Genomic DNA, 15,052 nt, shown 5'->3' with positions numbered 1-15,052 from the left:
CGGCGCATGAACAGCCGCGATGGCGCACAGGGCAGGGTGCCCAAGGCAGACAACCCGTGGGCGATTTTCCTGATCTTCCTGCGCCTGGGGCTGACCTCGTTTGGCGGCCCTGTCGCGCATCTGGGCTATTTTCGCAGTGAGTTCGTAGCGCGTCGGCGCTGGCTGAGCGAAGCCGCTTACGCCGAGTTGATTGCCCTGTGCCAGTTTCTTCCGGGCCCGGCGAGCAGTCAGGTGGGCATGGCGCTCGGTTTGTCCCGTGCCGGGTACTTGGGGGCATTGGCGGCGTGGGCAGGTTTCACCTTGCCTTCGGCGTTGATACTCACGCTGTTGGCAATCGGCATCACACACGGTGGCTGGGCGTTGCCGGCGGGTTTGATTCACGGGCTGAAAATTGTCGCCGTCGCCGTGGTTGCCCAGGCCGTTTGGGGCATGGCCCGCACGTTATGCCGGGGTCCGGTGCGCGTGGGCATCATGCTGATGGCGACGGTCGGGGTGTTGCTCTGGCCAACGGCTGGCGGGCAGTTAGCGGTGATGGTCGTGGCGGCAGTGATCGGATTGGCGTTGCTGCACAACACAAATGCAGCACAGCAGGACGGCCTGTCGATTCGGGGCAGTCGCCTGGCAAGCTGGCTGGCGATTAGTCTGTTCGTGATTTTGCTGCTGGGTTTGCCACTGATCGCGCATCGCTGGCCAGATGCGCTGATCAGCCTGTTCGACGGCTTCTACCGTACAGGGGCGCTGGTGTTCGGTGGCGGCCACGTCGTATTGCCGCTGTTGCAAAGCCAGGTGGTGAACACGGGACTGCTGAGCAATGACGTGTTTCTCGCCGGTTACGCCGCCGCTCAAGCGATTCCGGGGCCGCTGTTCACCTTCGCGGCGTTTCTCGGCGCGTCCATCAGCGGCTGGAGCGGGGCACTGGTGTGCATCGTGGCAATATTCCTGCCGTCGCTGCTGTTGGTGATCGGCGTCCTGCCATTCTGGCAGCGTTTGCGTGGCAATGGCCGGGTGCAAGCGGCGCTGGCCGGGGTGAATGCCGGGGTGGTCGGGTTGTTGCTGGCCGCACTGTATCAGCCGTTGTGGACCACCTCGATTTTTAGCCCGCTGGATGTCCTGTTGGCGGCGCTGGCCTTGATCGCGCTGCTGTTCTGGCGATGCCCTCCGTGGTTGCTGGTGCTGCTGGGTGGTTTGTGCGGAGTGTTGCTGGATGCTTGAAACCTTTCGATCGGGCATGAAAAAGGGCGCCTCTCAGGACGCCCGTTAGTCATCGTTTATTTCGGCCGATAGGTTTCGGTCACTTGGGCGGTTTGATCGTTCGGAACCCTCAGTTCAATAGATCTGGTTTCGACGCCATTAGCCTGCTGTTGTTTGAGATGCAGGGTTTCGAAGTAATACCGCATGCGCTCGGCGCCGCCTTCGGCGAATGCTGCGGTCGAACCGAACATCATCAGACTGGCGAGGATCAACGCTGTACGTTTCATGGTTTGCCTCCCACTACGGATATCGGGTGCCTTTCATCCATGAACCAATGTCGCCGGGACATTATCCGCCGATTCCGGTTTTTGGGAATTAATCGCGTCAGAGCTTCCAGTCCAGGCTCAAGGTGACCGTGCGCGGGTCGCCCCAATAGACGCCGTTGTAGAACCCGACGTTGTCGTAATACTTCTTGTCGAACAGGTTGTCGACGTTCAGCGAAGCGGACAGGTGCTTGTCGAACTGGTAACGCGACATCAGTTTGACCACGGTGTACGCCTCCTGGCGGATGTTGGTGCTGGCGGTGATGATCTCGCCATCGGCGCCACGGCCAACCGGGCGTCTGGCGGCGCGGTAGACGTCGCTTTGCCAGTTCACCGCGCCGCCCACGGTCAGTGCCTGCCAGTCGCCGGGCAGGCGATAGGCCGTGGAAAAACGGAACATGTTCAACGGCTGGTTGGTGTTGTTGCGCTGCTTTTCGCCATTGGTCGAGTGGGTGTAGGTGTAGCCGGCCGTCATGTTCCAGCCCGCCATGACTTCGCCGGAGACCTCGGCTTCGAAACCCTGAACCTTGTTGCCCTTGCCCCCTGATTTGAAGAATTCCTCACCGGTGACCGGGTCCGGTGGCACCGAGTCGTCGAGTTCGGCGACGTTGTCCTGCTTGCTCCAGAACACCGCAGTGGCGAGGTTGAGTCGCTCGTCCAGCAGGCTGCCCTTGAGCCCCAGCTCATAGTTGCTGCCGACCACCGGCTCGAGGTATTTGTGATTGCTGTCACGCTCGTCCTGCGGCTTGAAGATGTCGGTGTAGCTGACATACGCCGTGTACTCGGGGGTGATGTCGTAGAGCAACCCGGCGTACGGCGTCCACATGTCGTTGTGCTGCTGGCTGGTGTTCTCGACACTGGTCAGTTGCAGGTTGCCGTCGTACTTGTTGGCTGTTTTCGAGATTTCCCAGGTGCCATAGCGACTGCCGAGTACCGCGTGCAGGTCGTTGGTCAGGGTCAGGCGCGTGGCCAGGTAACCGGCCTTTTGCCGGGTGCGTTCATCCGAGCCTTTCAGGCCGGTGACGGTGTCAGGGAATTTGGGAATGCCACCCATGTACTTCCAGTCGGGGACTTTCTCGTAATCAGCCGACCGTGGGCCGTCTACCGTGTAGGGGTTGTCTTCGCTGCGTTCGGCTTCGCCATAGCCGATCATCATTTCGTGCTCACGCCCGAACAGCGAATAGGGGCCGGACACGTTGAAGTCATACGCCTTCATTTTTTGCGTGCCGACCATGTGGCTGACGTTGGCGAACATGCCGCTGCGATCCGCCTCGGGGAAGCCGCCACCGCCGTAGTAGATCTTGCCGTCGGTGTCACTCTCGCGGTGGGTGTAGGCCGCCTTGAGGTGCCAGCCGGCGCCCAGTTGCTGGTCCAGCGTGGCAAACGCGGTCTTGTCCTTCAACGGCCATGAACTCCACGGCGTGGCCATGTTGGTGGAGCGTGGGAGGTTGGCTTTGCTGCCGTCAGCGTTCCAGTACGGCACGGTGCCCCAGGAGGTGCCTTGCACCTGTTTGTCCTGATAGTCGTAACCCCCAGCCAGCACGGTGTCGTCGGTCAGGTCGGCTTCGAGAATGCCGTAGCCGACTTCCCGTTGCAGCGCGTACTTGTCGCGGTAAGAACCGCTGTCGCGATAGGCCAGCACACTGCGACCGCGCAGGCGCCCGTCGAAGGCCAGCGGTCCGCCGACGTCCACATAGCTGTAGTAATCGTCATAACTGCCACCGCTGACACCGGTCTGGGCTTCCCATTGCGCGGTCGGCCGTTTGCGCACCATGTTGATGGTCGCAGAAGGGTCACCGGCACCCGTTGTCAGGCCGGTCGCGCCGCGAACCACTTCGATGCGGTCGTAGATGATGGTGTCGGAATCAGACTTCATGTAGCTGAAGGTGTTGAGCATCCCGTCGATCTGGAAATTGTTGATCGAGTAACCGCGGGAGGAATAGCTGACGCGGTCCGAGTCGTTGTGCTGAACCACCACGCCGGTGGTCTGGCTCATGGCTTCGGAGAGCGTGCCGAGTTTGAAATCGTCCATCTGCTGGCGCGTGACCACGGACACCGATTGCGGCGTTTCCTTGATCGACAGGTTCAGGCGCGTTGCGGTGCTCATGGCGCCGGTGGTGTACGACTCGGTGTTTTCGGTGGTGGTGCCCAATCCCTGGGCGGTCACATTGGTGGCGCCCAGTTCAAGGGTGCGACTTGGTGCTGGATCTGGGGCGGATTCAGCCAATAGATCGGGGCTCAGGGCAGCACTGCACAGGCCCAGGGTAAAGGTCATGGAACGGGTGATAGGCGCGAACATCGCAGCCGACTCCTTGTCTTCGAGGGAAAAATTCCGTTTGTTCAAAGACGAAGGGGGGAGAGGGGATTTAGGTCTAAACGAGAATTATTGTTATTTTAAGATGTTTCGAAAATGGCTTTCAGGCAGAAGAAAGCAGAAAACACATGACCTGTGGCCTCATGCGAAGCCCTGTGGGAGCGGGCTTGCTCGCGAAGGGGCCGTCAGCTTCAACATCAACGTTGGCTGACACACCGCTTTCGCGAGCAAGCCCGCTCCCACAGGTTCTTTATCTAGAGAGCTACTTCTGAGCCACTTCCGGATCCGCCGGCGTGCCCTTGGGCTTCATCAGGCTGAAGTCAATCAACGGATGCGACTGACGTTCATACGGATTGCCAATCATCAACGGCCGCGGCTTGAAGCTGTCGCTGACCAGGCTCTTGCTGCGGTCCAGTTCATCGAAACTCAGACCCGCCAGATCCGCCCAGGTGTGGATCAGCTGCGAGCTGCTGTAAGGCCGCGCCAGGTCACCGGCAAAGCTCCAGTCGTGGGTTTCACGCCATTTCGGCGATGCCCAGGCCATGAACGGAATGGTGTACATCGGTGCCGTCGGCTTGGCTTCGTTGCGCCCCAGCGTACTGTGGCCCGCGGAGTCGAAAACATCTTCGCCGTGGTCCGAGAGGTACATCAGGAAGCCGTTTGGATCGGACTTGGCGTAGTCCTTGATCAGACTCGAGACCACGAAGTCGTTGTACAGCACGGCGTTGTCGTAGCTGTTGTACGTCGGCACCTGATCGTCACGCACGCCCTCGGGCACGCCTTTGCGATCGGTGAACTTGTTGAAGGTCGGCGGATACCGGTACTGATAGCTCATGTGCGTGCCGAGCAAATGCACCACGATCAGCTTGCGCGGCGCGGCGTCTGCCAGGGCCTTGTTGAACGGCGCAATCACGTCGCCATCGTACTGCGCGGCGTTCTGGTTGCGGTTGTTGTTCAGGTACACCTGCTCGTCGGCCTGTTCGGAGAACGTCGTGAGCATGGTGTTGCGCTTGGTCATGGTTTGCTGGTTGGTGATCCAGAAGGTCTTGTAACCCGCCTGTTTCATCATGCTGACCAGCGACGGCGTGGACAGGTACAGGTCCGGGTTTTCTTCGTCGGCGAAGGTCAGCACTTGCTGCAACGCCTCGATGGTGTAAGGGCGCGGGGTGATGACGTTGTCGAAGACCGCCATTTGGTCCTTGAGCTTGTCCAGTTCCGGCGTGGTTTCACGCGGGTAGCCGTAGAGGCTCATGCGCTGGCGGTTGGTGGATTCGCCGATCACCAGCACCAGGGTCGCTGGCTGGTTGGCCATCGTGTCCTTGAGGTTCTTGAGCGGTGGAATCTTGCTCGCGCTGTCGAGCATGTCTTGCATGCCGGCCAGGGTGTCGAGGTAACGGTGATACGCCACCGCCATCTGCCAAGGCACCGCCGGCTCGATACGGGTTTCGAATTTCTCGAAGCCGCCGGCCAGGCTGCCGGTGCGCGCGGTTTGCTTGATCAGCGGGTAACCGACCACGGCCACCAGAATGGCAGTCGCGGCCACCAGCGCACGACCGCGCGGCATGTACACCGGGCGCAGGCGGGTCCACAGGAAATACGCGAACAGGGTGTGGGCGAGGAACGCCGCCACCATCCACCAGGCGAAATACTGGGTCATGTACTCGCCCGCTTCAGAGATGTTCGATTCGAACATGATGAAGATGACGCTCTGGGAAAATTCCTGCTGATAGATGAAGAAGTAACCCAGGCTGGCCATCGAACAGGCCCACAGCACCACGCCGATCAACGCGGCCATGACGCGAGTCTGTCTAGGGAACAGCAGCATCGGCGCGAGCCAGATGGCGCTCATCACAAAGGCCTGGCGGAACCCGGTGAAACCCGAGGTGCCCGTCAGTTGGATCAGCAGCTGGGTAATGCCGGAAAAATACCAGAAGAACAGGAATAACCAGAGAAATCCTGCCCAATCAAAACCTTTCGCAGTCGTAGTGCTGCGTTTGAACACAGTCATTCAGCGCTCCAGCCAAGTAATCACGTCGACCCGTCGGGAGCCTTCCATGTTGCCGACGAACGGAAGCCGCGCGGATACCGAGCGGCCATAATGAGCCGGAGTATCAACACTTCGATGTGAAAACTTTGTGAGTTGCCGTAAACGGCAAGGCAGGGAAGCGGTATCGGAAACAGCAGGAGGCTGTTTCCGAATCAAGCGAGGTAATCAGGCGTGAGGAGCACGCTGAGTGACGGGCAAGGGCTGAGCCGAAGAGCTTTGTGTGAGTAAGCGCAGCTGCGCGAGCTCCTGCTTCAACAAGTCGCGCTCTTCTTTCAACTGGCGCAATTCATCACGACGGATCGTGACGTAAAGGGTTTGTGCTGGCCGTGCTGCTTGTACTGTGCCCATTGCTCACCTCGCAAATGGCTGTCTCAACTGTAAATCCGCTCCGACATCGGTGCTTATTTACTATCGGCGCCAATCTTGATTTCTTTTGCCCCTGAATGGAACTTTTTTATTTTTCATGGTCGTTGTGTCTTCAGTTCGATTTCTGACGTTATCAGTCAGGATCGGGCACAATGCCCGGAAACTTCACGCCAGCGCTCTGGACTAACCCACATTAGTCGCGTTGGGCTATAACCTTTGACACACTTTATTTGTAGTAGGGAGCATCAGCACATGCAACTCGGGATTATTGGACTGGGCCGCATGGGCGGAAATATTGCGCGTCGCCTGATGCTCAACGGGCATACCACCGTTGTTTACGACCGCAATACCGCCTTCGTCGACACCCTGGCCGCAGAAGGCGCCAAGGGCGTCATCGACCTGCCAGCGCTGGTCGCAGGCCTGGCCAAGCCACGTGCGGTGTGGGTCATGCTGCCGGCCGGCGCGCCGACCGAAGACACCATCGACACCCTGAGCACCTTGCTCGAAGCCGGCGACACCATCATCGACGGCGGCAACACCTTCTATAAGGACGACATCCGCCGGGCGAAAACCCTTTCGGAGAAAGGCCTGCACTACATCGACGTCGGCACGTCCGGTGGCGTCTGGGGCCTGGAGCGCGGTTACTGCATGATGATCGGCGGCGAAGCCGAGGTGGTTAAACGCCTTGATCCGCTGTTCGACAGCCTGGCACCGGGCATGGGCGACATCCCGCGCACCAAGGACCGCAAATCGGAAGACGATCGCGCCGAGCGCGGTTACATCCACGCCGGTCCCGCAGGCTCTGGCCATTTCGTGAAAATGATCCACAACGGCATCGAGTACGGAATGATGCAGGCCTTCGCCGAAGGCTTCGACATTCTCAAGACCAAGGCCAGCGAAAACCTGCCGGAAGACCAGCGTTTTGACCTGAACGTGGCCGACATTGCCGAAGTCTGGCGCCGTGGCAGCGTCGTGTCGTCCTGGCTGCTCGACCTGACCGCCGACGCACTGGCCAGCGATCCGAAGCTCGAGGGTTACTCAGGCTCGGTGGCGGACAGCGGTGAAGGTCGCTGGACCATCGAAGCTGCCATGGAGCAATCGGTGCCTGTACCGGTGCTGTCGAACTCGCTGTTCTCCCGCTACCGTTCGCGCGGCCAAGGCACCTTTGGCGACAAGATTCTCTCGGCCCAGCGCTTCGGCTTCGGCGGCCATGTGGAGACTTCTAAAAAATGACTCGTCTGATCCGCAATAAATCCAAGGCAGAACCCGCACCACCGACCACGCTGTTTTTGTTCGGTGCCCATGGTGACCTGGTCAAGCGTTTGCTGATGCCGGCGCTGTACAACCTGAGTCGCGACGGTCTGCTTGGCGATGGACTGCGGATCATCGGCGTTGACCACAACGCCATCAGTGACGAAGCCTTTGCGCAGAAGCTCGAAGATTTCATCCGGACCGAAGCGGCCACCAAAGTCGGCAAGGGCGATGAAGCCCTTGACCCGGCGCTGTGGGCCAAACTGGCCAAAGGCATCAGCTACGTCCAGGGCGACTTCCTGGACGACAGCACTTATCAAGCGCTGGCGGCGAAAATCGCCGCCAGCGGCACGGGCAATGCGGTGTTCTACCTGGCCACCGCGCCCCGTTTCTTCAGCGAAGTGGTGCGCCGCCTCGGCGCCGCCGGCTTGCTGCAAGAGACACCCGACGCGTTCAGAAGGGTAGTGATCGAAAAACCGTTCGGCTCCGATCTGCACACCGCTGAAGCCTTGAACGCGTGTCTGCTCAAGGTGATGTCGGAAAACCAGATCTATCGGATCGACCACTACCTGGGCAAGGAGACCGTGCAGAACATTCTGATCAGCCGGTTCTCCAACAGCCTGTTCGAAGCGTTCTGGAACAACCATTACATCGACCACGTGCAGATCACCGCCGCCGAAACCGTCGGCGTGGAAACCCGTGGCAGTTTTTATGAACACACCGGCGCCTTGCGGGACATGGTGCCCAATCACCTGTTCCAGTTGCTGGCGATGGTGGCAATGGAACCGCCGGCTGCTTTTGGCGCCGATGCGGTCCGTGGCGAGAAAGCCAAAGTGGTCGGCGCGATACGCCCGTGGTCCACGGAAGAGGCGCGGGCCAACTCGGTGCGGGGCCAATACACGGCCGGCGAACGCGATGGCAAACCCTTGGCCGGGTATCGCGAGGAAGGCAACGTCGCACCCGACAGCAACACCGAAACCTACGTTGCGCTGAAGGTCATGATCGACAACTGGCGTTGGGTCGGCGTGCCGTTCTACCTGCGCACCGGCAAGCGCATGAGCGTGCGTGACACCGAGATCGTCATCTGCTTCAAGCCTGCGCCTTACGCGCAGTTCCGCGATACCGAGGTCGATGAGCTGCAACCGACCTATCTGCGGATCCAGATTCAACCCAACGAAGGCATGTGGTTCGACCTGCTGGCCAAGCGGCCCGGGCCGGCGCTGAAAATGGCCAACATCGAGTTGGGTTTTGCCTACAAGGATTTCTTTGAAATGCAGCCGTCCACCGGCTACGAAACGCTGATCTACGATTGCCTCACTGGCGATCAGACGCTGTTCCAGCGCGCCGACAACATCGAGAACGGCTGGCGCGCCGTGCAGCCATTCCTCGATGCCTGGCAGCAGGACGCGAGCGTTCAGAGCTATCCGGCCGGCGACAACGGCCCGAAAACGGCCGATGAACTGCTGGCTCGCGACGGTCGCGTCTGGCACAGCCTCGGATGAGTGACGTCCCGCAACAGCCCATCCGTTTTCTGTTGAGCGACATGGACGGCACCTTGCTGCTGCCCGATCACACGCTCAGCCAGCGCACCATCGAGGCCGTCCGATCCTTGCGCGAGGCTGGCGTGCTGTTCAGCCTGGCCACCGGGCGTCCACCCAAAGCCATGCTGCAGCAGATCGAAGCCCTCGGTGTCGACTTGCCAACGGCGGCGTTCAATGGCGGCACGATCGTCAATCCGGACGGCAGTTTGCTGGTCGCGCATTATTTGCCGGCCACCGCTGCGCTGACGGCGCTGGCATTGTTTGCCGATCAGCCGGACGTGGAAGTTTGGGTGTTCAGCGGTGGTGACTGGTTACTGAAGGACCCGAACGGGCCGATGGTTCCGCGCGAGCAGCACGGCCTCGGCTATCCGCCGGTGGTGGTCGAGAGTTTCGAGCCGTTCCTGACGCGCATCGACAAGATCGTCGCCACCAGCAACAACACGCAGTTGTTGATTGAACTGGAAGCGCAGTTGTTGCCGAAGGTGGAAGGCCAGGCACAGGTCTCGAGGTCGCAGCCGGTGTATCTGGACGTGACGGCGATGCAAGCGAACAAGGGCGCGGCGTTGGCGACACTGGCCGAGTTTCTCGGTGTGCCGCTGGAGCAGACTGTCGCGATGGGCGATGGCGGCAATGACCCGGCGATGTTTCATTGTGCCGGGTTGTCGATTGCCATGGGGCAGGCGGAAGAAGCGGTGAAGCGCCAGGCCGATGTGGTGACAGGCGCCAATACCGAAGACGGCGCGGCCCAGGCGATTGAGCGATACATCCTTAACCCCTGAACTGATCCCCTGATCCCTGTAGGAGCTGTCGAGTAAAACGAGGCTGCGATCTTTTGACTTTGATTTTTTAAAAACAAGATCAAAAGATCGCAGCCTCGTTTCACTCGACAGCTCCTACAGGTTGGTCGGTGTTTACAGCCAGTAGCTGACGGCGTACCAACCCAACACACCCATCACCACCGTGTACGGCAACGCCATCCACACCATCCGCCCATACGACAGCCGAATCAGCGGCGCAATCGCCGACGTCAGCAAGAACAGAAACGCCGCCTGACCATTGGGCGTCGCCACGCTTGGCAGGTTAGTGCCGGTATTGATCGCAATCGCCAGCGTCTCAAAGTGTTCCCGACTCATATGGCCGGAGATGAATGCCTGTTTCACTTCGGTGATGTAAATGGTCGCCACAAACACGTTATCGCTGATGGCCGACAGCAGACCGTTGGCAATAAACAACATGCCTGGCTGCTGATCGGCCGGCAGCGCCAGCACCCACTGGATCAGCGGCGTGAACAACTGCTGATCGTGGATCACCGCGACCACTGCGAAGAACACCACCAGCAATGCCGTGAACGGCATGGCGTCCTTGAACGCATTGCCGATACGGTGCTCGTCGGTAATGCCGGTGAAGGCGGTGATCAGCACGATCACCATCAAACCGATCAGGCCCACTTCAGCGACGTGAAACGCCAGGCAGCCAATCAAAATTAGCGCCGCCAACCCTTGAACGATCAGGGCCGCGCGTTGGCGCGAGGTGCGTTCAGCGTTGTCTTCGGCGGCGTAGTTGGCCAGCACTGCGCGCACGTTGTCCGGCAGCAGTGTGCCGTAACCGAACCAGCGCAGTTTTTCCAGCAGCACGCACGTCACCAGGCCTGCGACCAATACCGGCAGTGAAACGGGCGCAACTTTCAGAAAGAACTCGGAGAAGTGCCAGCCCATTTCATGGCCGATCAACAAGTTCTGCGGCTCGCCAACCAATGTGCAGACACCGCCCAACGCCGTGCCCACAGCGCCGTGCATCAGCAGGCTGCGCAGGAACGCGCGGAACTGATCAAGGTCGTCATGATGCAGTTTGGGGAGGTGCTGGTCATTGCTGAATTCACTGTCCTGGCGCGGATCGTTGCCCGACGCAACGCGGTGATACACCGAATAAAACCCCACGGCGGCACTGATGATCACCGCCGTCACCGTCAAGGCATCGAGGAACGCCGACAGAAAGGCCGAGAGGAAGCAGAACATCAAGGCCAGCAGGGCCTTGGAACGAACCCCCAGCAACAGCCGCGAGAACAGGAACAGCAGCAGGTCTTTCATGAAGTAGATGCCGGCCACCATGAACATCAGCAGCAGGATCACCGGAAAGTTGTGCACCAGTTCGTCATAGAGCGCCTGGGGCGTGGTCATTTTCAGCAGCAGCGCTTCGACCAGCAGCAACCCGCCGGGCATCAGCGGATAACACTTGAGCGCCATGGCCAGGGTGAAGATGAATTCCAGAACCAGCAGCCAACCGGCCGCGACCGGGCCGACCGTCCACAACACCAGGGCGTTGAGGATCAGGAAGCCGACAATGCTCGCCTTGTACCAGCGGGGTGAGTGGCCGAGAAAATTATGCGCGAAGGCCTGGGCCATTGAACCGGACATCGGCTACTCCTTGTATTAAGAAGCGCGCAACTTGCCGTAAGCCGAGGGGAAGATCAAGTGTGGGAAAAGTTGTTGTCCTGACCGAGATAGCGCACCACGACCGCCCGATAGTTGCCATCCAGCGAATAACCGCCTACGACGATGCCTCCATCCGCCTGAACGGCCACCGACGTGGCGGTGTCCAGGCTGTGGCCCAGACGCGTGCGAACCCAGCAGGTGCCCTCGGCGAAACCGGGATCCAGTTGTCCTCCGGGTAAATACCGGGCCAGCAGAAAGTCCGCTTCAACCCCGCCAATCGTGGCGCCCACCGCCAGTACTCGGCCGTCCGGCTGGAGTTGCGCGGCGTTCCACTGGCAACCGCTGCGCCCGATTTTCAGCAGGTGTGGCTGGCCACCGTTGCAATGAACGTCCGGGCGACCGTTGCTGTGCAGTTTCAGCGCCAGGCTGTGCATCGGATCGCGACTGCTGCCAAAACACTGCAAATCGCCATCTTCCAGCTGGACGATCTGGCTGACCTGAACACTGTGCCCCTGAACACTGAAGGTCATGAAACCATCCACGGCGAAGTGATCATCCAGGCGGCCGTCGGGCAAGTAGCGCGCGAGCAAGCCTTCTTCAGGAAAATTCATCGATCCGCCGACCATAATCCGGCCGTCTCGCTGCACCATCAGGTTGCTGAGCCAGGAGTTCATCAGCAAATGCCTGACCATGACAAAACCGCGGCCGTTGAAGGAGGTATCGAGCTCGCCTCTGTCGGTGAGGCGAATCAGCAGGCCAACGTGATCGGCCAGTTCGAATGGGTGGTTGGCCAGCAGCAGGATTCGGCCGTCTGCCTGTACCTGGACGTCGCAGGCTTCGGCCCCCGGTACACCGGGAGGGAGCCAGGCGTCGCGCACACCCAGTGACAGATTCCCCGGCAGCCGAATGACACAGAGTCCATTGTCGCCAAATTCCTTGACGGGTTGACCTTGCGAGTCCAGCAGCGCCAAGGCCGGCAGCGTTCGGTGAGCGTCTTCATAGTGCAGGCCGGCGACCAGGATATTCCCGTCGTCCAATACCAGGACTTTGCCCGCCATGGCCTCGTAACCGCGCTGGAATTGCCCGATGACACTGCCTTGAGTACCGAATGCCAGGTCCGCGGAACCGTCTGCAAGCAAGCGAGCCAGACCAAAGCAGTGGCCGCCGCGCGTGCCGACTTTCGCCGCCACCAGCACGCGACCGCTTGAGTCGATCGCCACGCTGTTGGCGATGCTCGATGTGCTGCCGGCAAAGTACACCTGGGTTTTGCCTTTGGTGGCGAAATTTTTATCAAGGTGGCCGGCCGTGTACTGCGTTGCAGGTCGGGCAAAAGCAGTCTGGTTTGGCATGCGCGCATCTCCTTGCGAGCTGACCGAATCCCGGGGACCGGGAGGACAACTGCGTGTGCCAAACATTCAATCCCTGAACGCTCGATTGCACAACTGTCACAACTAACAGGTGGAGGGTCGCTTTGTGCCAGAACAGTGTCTTTTCGAACCACTGGCCAGCGTGCCAAGTAATAAAGCAAAAAAGATCGCAGCCTCGTTTCACTCGACAGCGCCTACAGGGGATACGTATTTCCATGTAGGCGCTGTCGAGTGAAACGAGGCTGCGATCTTTTTACGCTTTAAACCTGAGTCTTTTAGTGCGGCATGGACCACGATTGCAGCGTGTAACCTTCTTCGCACAATTCGGCGCGAGCTTCTTCCAGAATGTGTTCAAGTTGCGCCGGGTCGGAATACGCACTGCTTGGGATCTGCGTGCGGCCGATGTGGGCATTGGTGCGGTCGATAATGGTCAGGCTGAGTTCGCCATTGCCGTCTTGTGGGGCCCAGGCCACGCATTGGAAAGGTTGGAATGCGCGGTCGGCAATCAAAAGAGCTTCGTTGATACGGAGCGGGGCGGTCATGGGATCTTCTCTCTATATGCCCAATCAAGTGACAGGCCGTCGGTTGGGCTTACCGTTCGGCTGGTTACTTGTACTGATGCCCTCAACCGGGGGTCAGGTCACACCCAAATCAAAAGAAATTTCAACTTTCTTTCATATACTCAATGCAGGGGCAGCTTTTGAAAGCTTAATGAAAGGTTGAACTCGTTAGGTAACTAACAAACTCGTTCTTATAACTAATAACGCAATATCCCTATAGTCAAACGGTACAAGGCAGTGTCAAATTCTTGCTAATGTTACAGCCAGATCCGCCAAACGACTGTTTTTAATAATATTTCCTAAAGTTTGGCGTCAAGGAACAGTCATGATCGAAACGCCTGCGTTACGACGTCTGTTAGTGGTTGACCCCTGCGACGACTGCCATCGTCTGTTACCGGGTCTGCGCTCTGTGGGCTGGGATGTTGACAGCTGTTCCCTGGAGAACGCCGGCGACCGAACGTGTGACGTTGGCCTGTTGCGATTACAACCCTTTCATCTGGAACGCCCGGAAGCCGTCAAAGAACTGATAAGCCGCAGCGGTACCGAGTGGATTGCCGTCCTGAACCAGGAAGTCCTGCGCCTGCAAAACGTCGGCGACTTTGTTTGCGAATGGTTTTTTGACTTCCATACCTTGCCGTTTGATGTCTCCCGGGTGCAAGTCACACTGGGCCGGGCATTCGGCATGGCGCGTCTGCGCGGGCAGGGCACGATTCATATCGATCAACCTGAGCACGAGCTGCTTGGCGACAGCAAACCGATTCGCGAACTGCGCAAATTACTCAGCAAACTGGCTCCCACCGAGTCTCCGGTATTGATTCGTGGGGAAAGCGGTACCGGTAAAGAACTGGTCGCCCGCACGCTTCATCGACAATCCCAGCGTCACAACAGACCTTTCGTGGCAATCAATTGCGGGGCCATTCCCGAACACTTGATCCAGTCCGAATTGTTTGGCCACGAGAAGGGAGCCTTTACCGGCGCCCACCAACGCAAAGTGGGTCGTATCGAAGCGGCGAATGGCGGCACCCTGTTTCTCGATGAGATCGGTGACTTGCCGCTGGAGTTACAAGCCAATCTGCTGCGTTTCCTGCAGGAAAAACACATCGAACATGTCGGCGGCAGCCAGCCTATTCCGGTGGATGTGCGGGTATTGGCGGCGACTCACGTCGACCTCGAGGCGGCGGTCGAGAAAAAAAGCTTTCGTGAGGATTTGTATTACCGCTTGAACGTACTGCAAGTGGTCACCGCGCCACTGCGTGAACGCCAGGGTGACTTATCGATGCTGGCTAACCACTTTTCCCACTTCTACAGCCATGAAACCGGCCGCCGCCCTCGTAGCTTCAGCGACGACGCCTTGATTGCCATGGGCAAGCATGACTGGCCGGGCAATGTTCGCGAGTTGGCCAACCGGGTACGTCGAGGATTGGTTCTGGCCGAAGGCCGGCAGATCGAAGCACGAGACCTGGGGCTGATCAGCCAGCACACCATTCCCGCGCCGATGGGCACGCTGGAAGATTACAAGACCCGCGCTGAACGCCAGGCCTTGTGCGATGTTCTTAACCGTCACAGCGATAATTTGAGCATCGCCGCCAAGGTGTTGGGGATTTCCAGGCCTACCTTCTATCGTTTGTTGCACAAGCATCAGATTCGTTAGACGCCAGGA

Annotated in this window: 12 protein-coding genes; 5 read left to right on the top strand and 7 right to left on the bottom strand. The window is 59.3% G+C overall.

Translation table 11 applies throughout. The features are described from left to right. Positions 1-6: 6 nt before the first annotated feature. A complete protein-coding gene (gene chrA, locus ACA049_RS15895) occupies positions 7-1,212 on the top strand; it encodes a chromate efflux transporter (RefSeq protein ID WP_497328271.1) in 1,206 nt (401 codons plus the stop codon). Positions 1,213-1,268: 56 nt separating this feature from the next. On the opposite strand, the gene ACA049_RS15890 is transcribed toward chrA, so the two are convergent. The 4 genes from ACA049_RS15890 to ACA049_RS15875 form a co-directional block, all read right to left on the bottom strand. After that, positions 1,269-1,478: a hypothetical protein gene (locus tag ACA049_RS15890; protein ID WP_461981970.1), complete on the bottom strand. Its 210-nt coding sequence runs from the start codon at positions 1,476-1,478 to the stop codon at positions 1,269-1,271. A 97-nt stretch (positions 1,479-1,575) separates the two neighbouring features. Continuing rightward, the gene (locus ACA049_RS15885; RefSeq protein WP_497328270.1) at positions 1,576-3,813 is read right to left on the bottom strand and encodes a TonB-dependent siderophore receptor; all 2,238 of its coding nucleotides are present in this window, start codon (positions 3,811-3,813) and stop codon (positions 1,576-1,578) included. A 277-nt stretch (positions 3,814-4,090) separates the two neighbouring features. After that, on the bottom strand, positions 4,091-5,836 hold the full coding sequence (locus ACA049_RS15880; RefSeq protein ID WP_497328269.1) for a phosphoethanolamine transferase CptA: 1,746 nt from the start codon (positions 5,834-5,836) through the stop codon (positions 4,091-4,093). Between the two features lie 204 nt (positions 5,837-6,040). Then, complete coding sequence (locus ACA049_RS15875) at positions 6,041-6,223, bottom strand: DUF6026 family protein (protein WP_109630878.1); 183 nt, start codon at positions 6,221-6,223, stop codon at positions 6,041-6,043. Between the two features lie 270 nt (positions 6,224-6,493). Between ACA049_RS15875 and gnd the strand changes: the two genes are divergently transcribed. From gnd to ACA049_RS15860, 3 genes are read left to right on the top strand one after another with little or no spacing between them, the layout of a single operon-like run. After that, a complete protein-coding gene (gene gnd / locus ACA049_RS15870) occupies positions 6,494-7,474 on the top strand; it encodes a phosphogluconate dehydrogenase (NAD(+)-dependent, decarboxylating) (RefSeq protein ID WP_497328268.1) in 981 nt (326 codons plus the stop codon). Next, positions 7,471-8,994, top strand: a complete 1,524-nt coding sequence (gene zwf, locus ACA049_RS15865) for a glucose-6-phosphate dehydrogenase (RefSeq protein ID WP_497328267.1) — start codon at positions 7,471-7,473, stop codon at positions 8,992-8,994. Before gnd ends, zwf begins: the two co-directional genes overlap by 4 nt. Next, complete coding sequence (locus ACA049_RS15860; protein ID WP_497328266.1) at positions 8,991-9,812, top strand: HAD family hydrolase; 822 nt, start codon at positions 8,991-8,993, stop codon at positions 9,810-9,812. Before zwf ends, ACA049_RS15860 begins: the two co-directional genes overlap by 4 nt. 132 nt (positions 9,813-9,944) lie before the next feature. On the opposite strand, the gene nhaB is transcribed toward ACA049_RS15860, so the two are convergent. The 3 genes from nhaB to ACA049_RS15845 form a co-directional block, all read right to left on the bottom strand. After that, entirely contained in the window at positions 9,945-11,447 is a 1,503-nt protein-coding gene (gene nhaB / locus ACA049_RS15855) for a sodium/proton antiporter NhaB (protein WP_497328265.1), read from the bottom strand. Between the two features lie 53 nt (positions 11,448-11,500). Beyond that, positions 11,501-12,814, bottom strand: coding sequence for an NHL repeat-containing protein (locus tag ACA049_RS15850; protein WP_497328264.1), 1,314 nt, complete (start codon positions 12,812-12,814; stop codon positions 11,501-11,503). Between the two features lie 293 nt (positions 12,815-13,107). Then, entirely contained in the window at positions 13,108-13,374 is a 267-nt protein-coding gene (locus tag ACA049_RS15845; protein WP_497328263.1) for a hypothetical protein, read from the bottom strand. A 343-nt stretch (positions 13,375-13,717) separates the two neighbouring features. Between ACA049_RS15845 and ACA049_RS15840 the strand changes: the two genes are divergently transcribed. Further along, complete coding sequence (locus ACA049_RS15840) at positions 13,718-15,043, top strand: sigma-54 dependent transcriptional regulator (RefSeq protein ID WP_497328262.1); 1,326 nt, start codon at positions 13,718-13,720, stop codon at positions 15,041-15,043. Positions 15,044-15,052: the final 9 nt, after the last annotated feature.

It is taken from the genome of Pseudomonas sp. LBUM1662 (assembly GCF_059695915.1).
Note: the sequence above shows the minus strand (reverse complement) of the source record. Positions and strands in the feature narration are given on the sequence as shown.

What these genes read in the sequence shown, in the direction of transcription:
- chrA (WP_497328271.1), top strand. Translation starts at nt 7, where the DNA reads ATGAACAGCCGCGATGGCGCACAGGGCAGGGTGCCCAAGGCAGACAAC.
- ACA049_RS15880 (WP_497328269.1), bottom strand. Translation starts at nt 5,836, where the DNA reads ATGACTGTGTTCAAACGCAGCACTACGACTGCGAAAGGTTTTGATTGG.
- zwf (WP_497328267.1), top strand. Translation starts at nt 7,471, where the DNA reads ATGACTCGTCTGATCCGCAATAAATCCAAGGCAGAACCCGCACCACCG.
- gnd (WP_497328268.1), top strand. Translation starts at nt 6,494, where the DNA reads ATGCAACTCGGGATTATTGGACTGGGCCGCATGGGCGGAAATATTGCG.
- nhaB (WP_497328265.1), bottom strand. Translation starts at nt 11,447, where the DNA reads ATGTCCGGTTCAATGGCCCAGGCCTTCGCGCATAATTTTCTCGGCCAC.
- ACA049_RS15890 (WP_461981970.1), bottom strand. Translation starts at nt 1,478, where the DNA reads ATGAAACGTACAGCGTTGATCCTCGCCAGTCTGATGATGTTCGGTTCG.
- ACA049_RS15860 (WP_497328266.1), top strand. Translation starts at nt 8,991, where the DNA reads ATGAGTGACGTCCCGCAACAGCCCATCCGTTTTCTGTTGAGCGACATG.
- ACA049_RS15845 (WP_497328263.1), bottom strand. Translation starts at nt 13,374, where the DNA reads ATGACCGCCCCGCTCCGTATCAACGAAGCTCTTTTGATTGCCGACCGC.
- ACA049_RS15850 (WP_497328264.1), bottom strand. Translation starts at nt 12,814, where the DNA reads ATGCCAAACCAGACTGCTTTTGCCCGACCTGCAACGCAGTACACGGCC.
- ACA049_RS15840 (WP_497328262.1), top strand. Translation starts at nt 13,718, where the DNA reads ATGATCGAAACGCCTGCGTTACGACGTCTGTTAGTGGTTGACCCCTGC.
- ACA049_RS15875 (WP_109630878.1), bottom strand. Translation starts at nt 6,223, where the DNA reads ATGGGCACAGTACAAGCAGCACGGCCAGCACAAACCCTTTACGTCACG.
- ACA049_RS15885 (WP_497328270.1), bottom strand. Translation starts at nt 3,813, where the DNA reads ATGTTCGCGCCTATCACCCGTTCCATGACCTTTACCCTGGGCCTGTGC.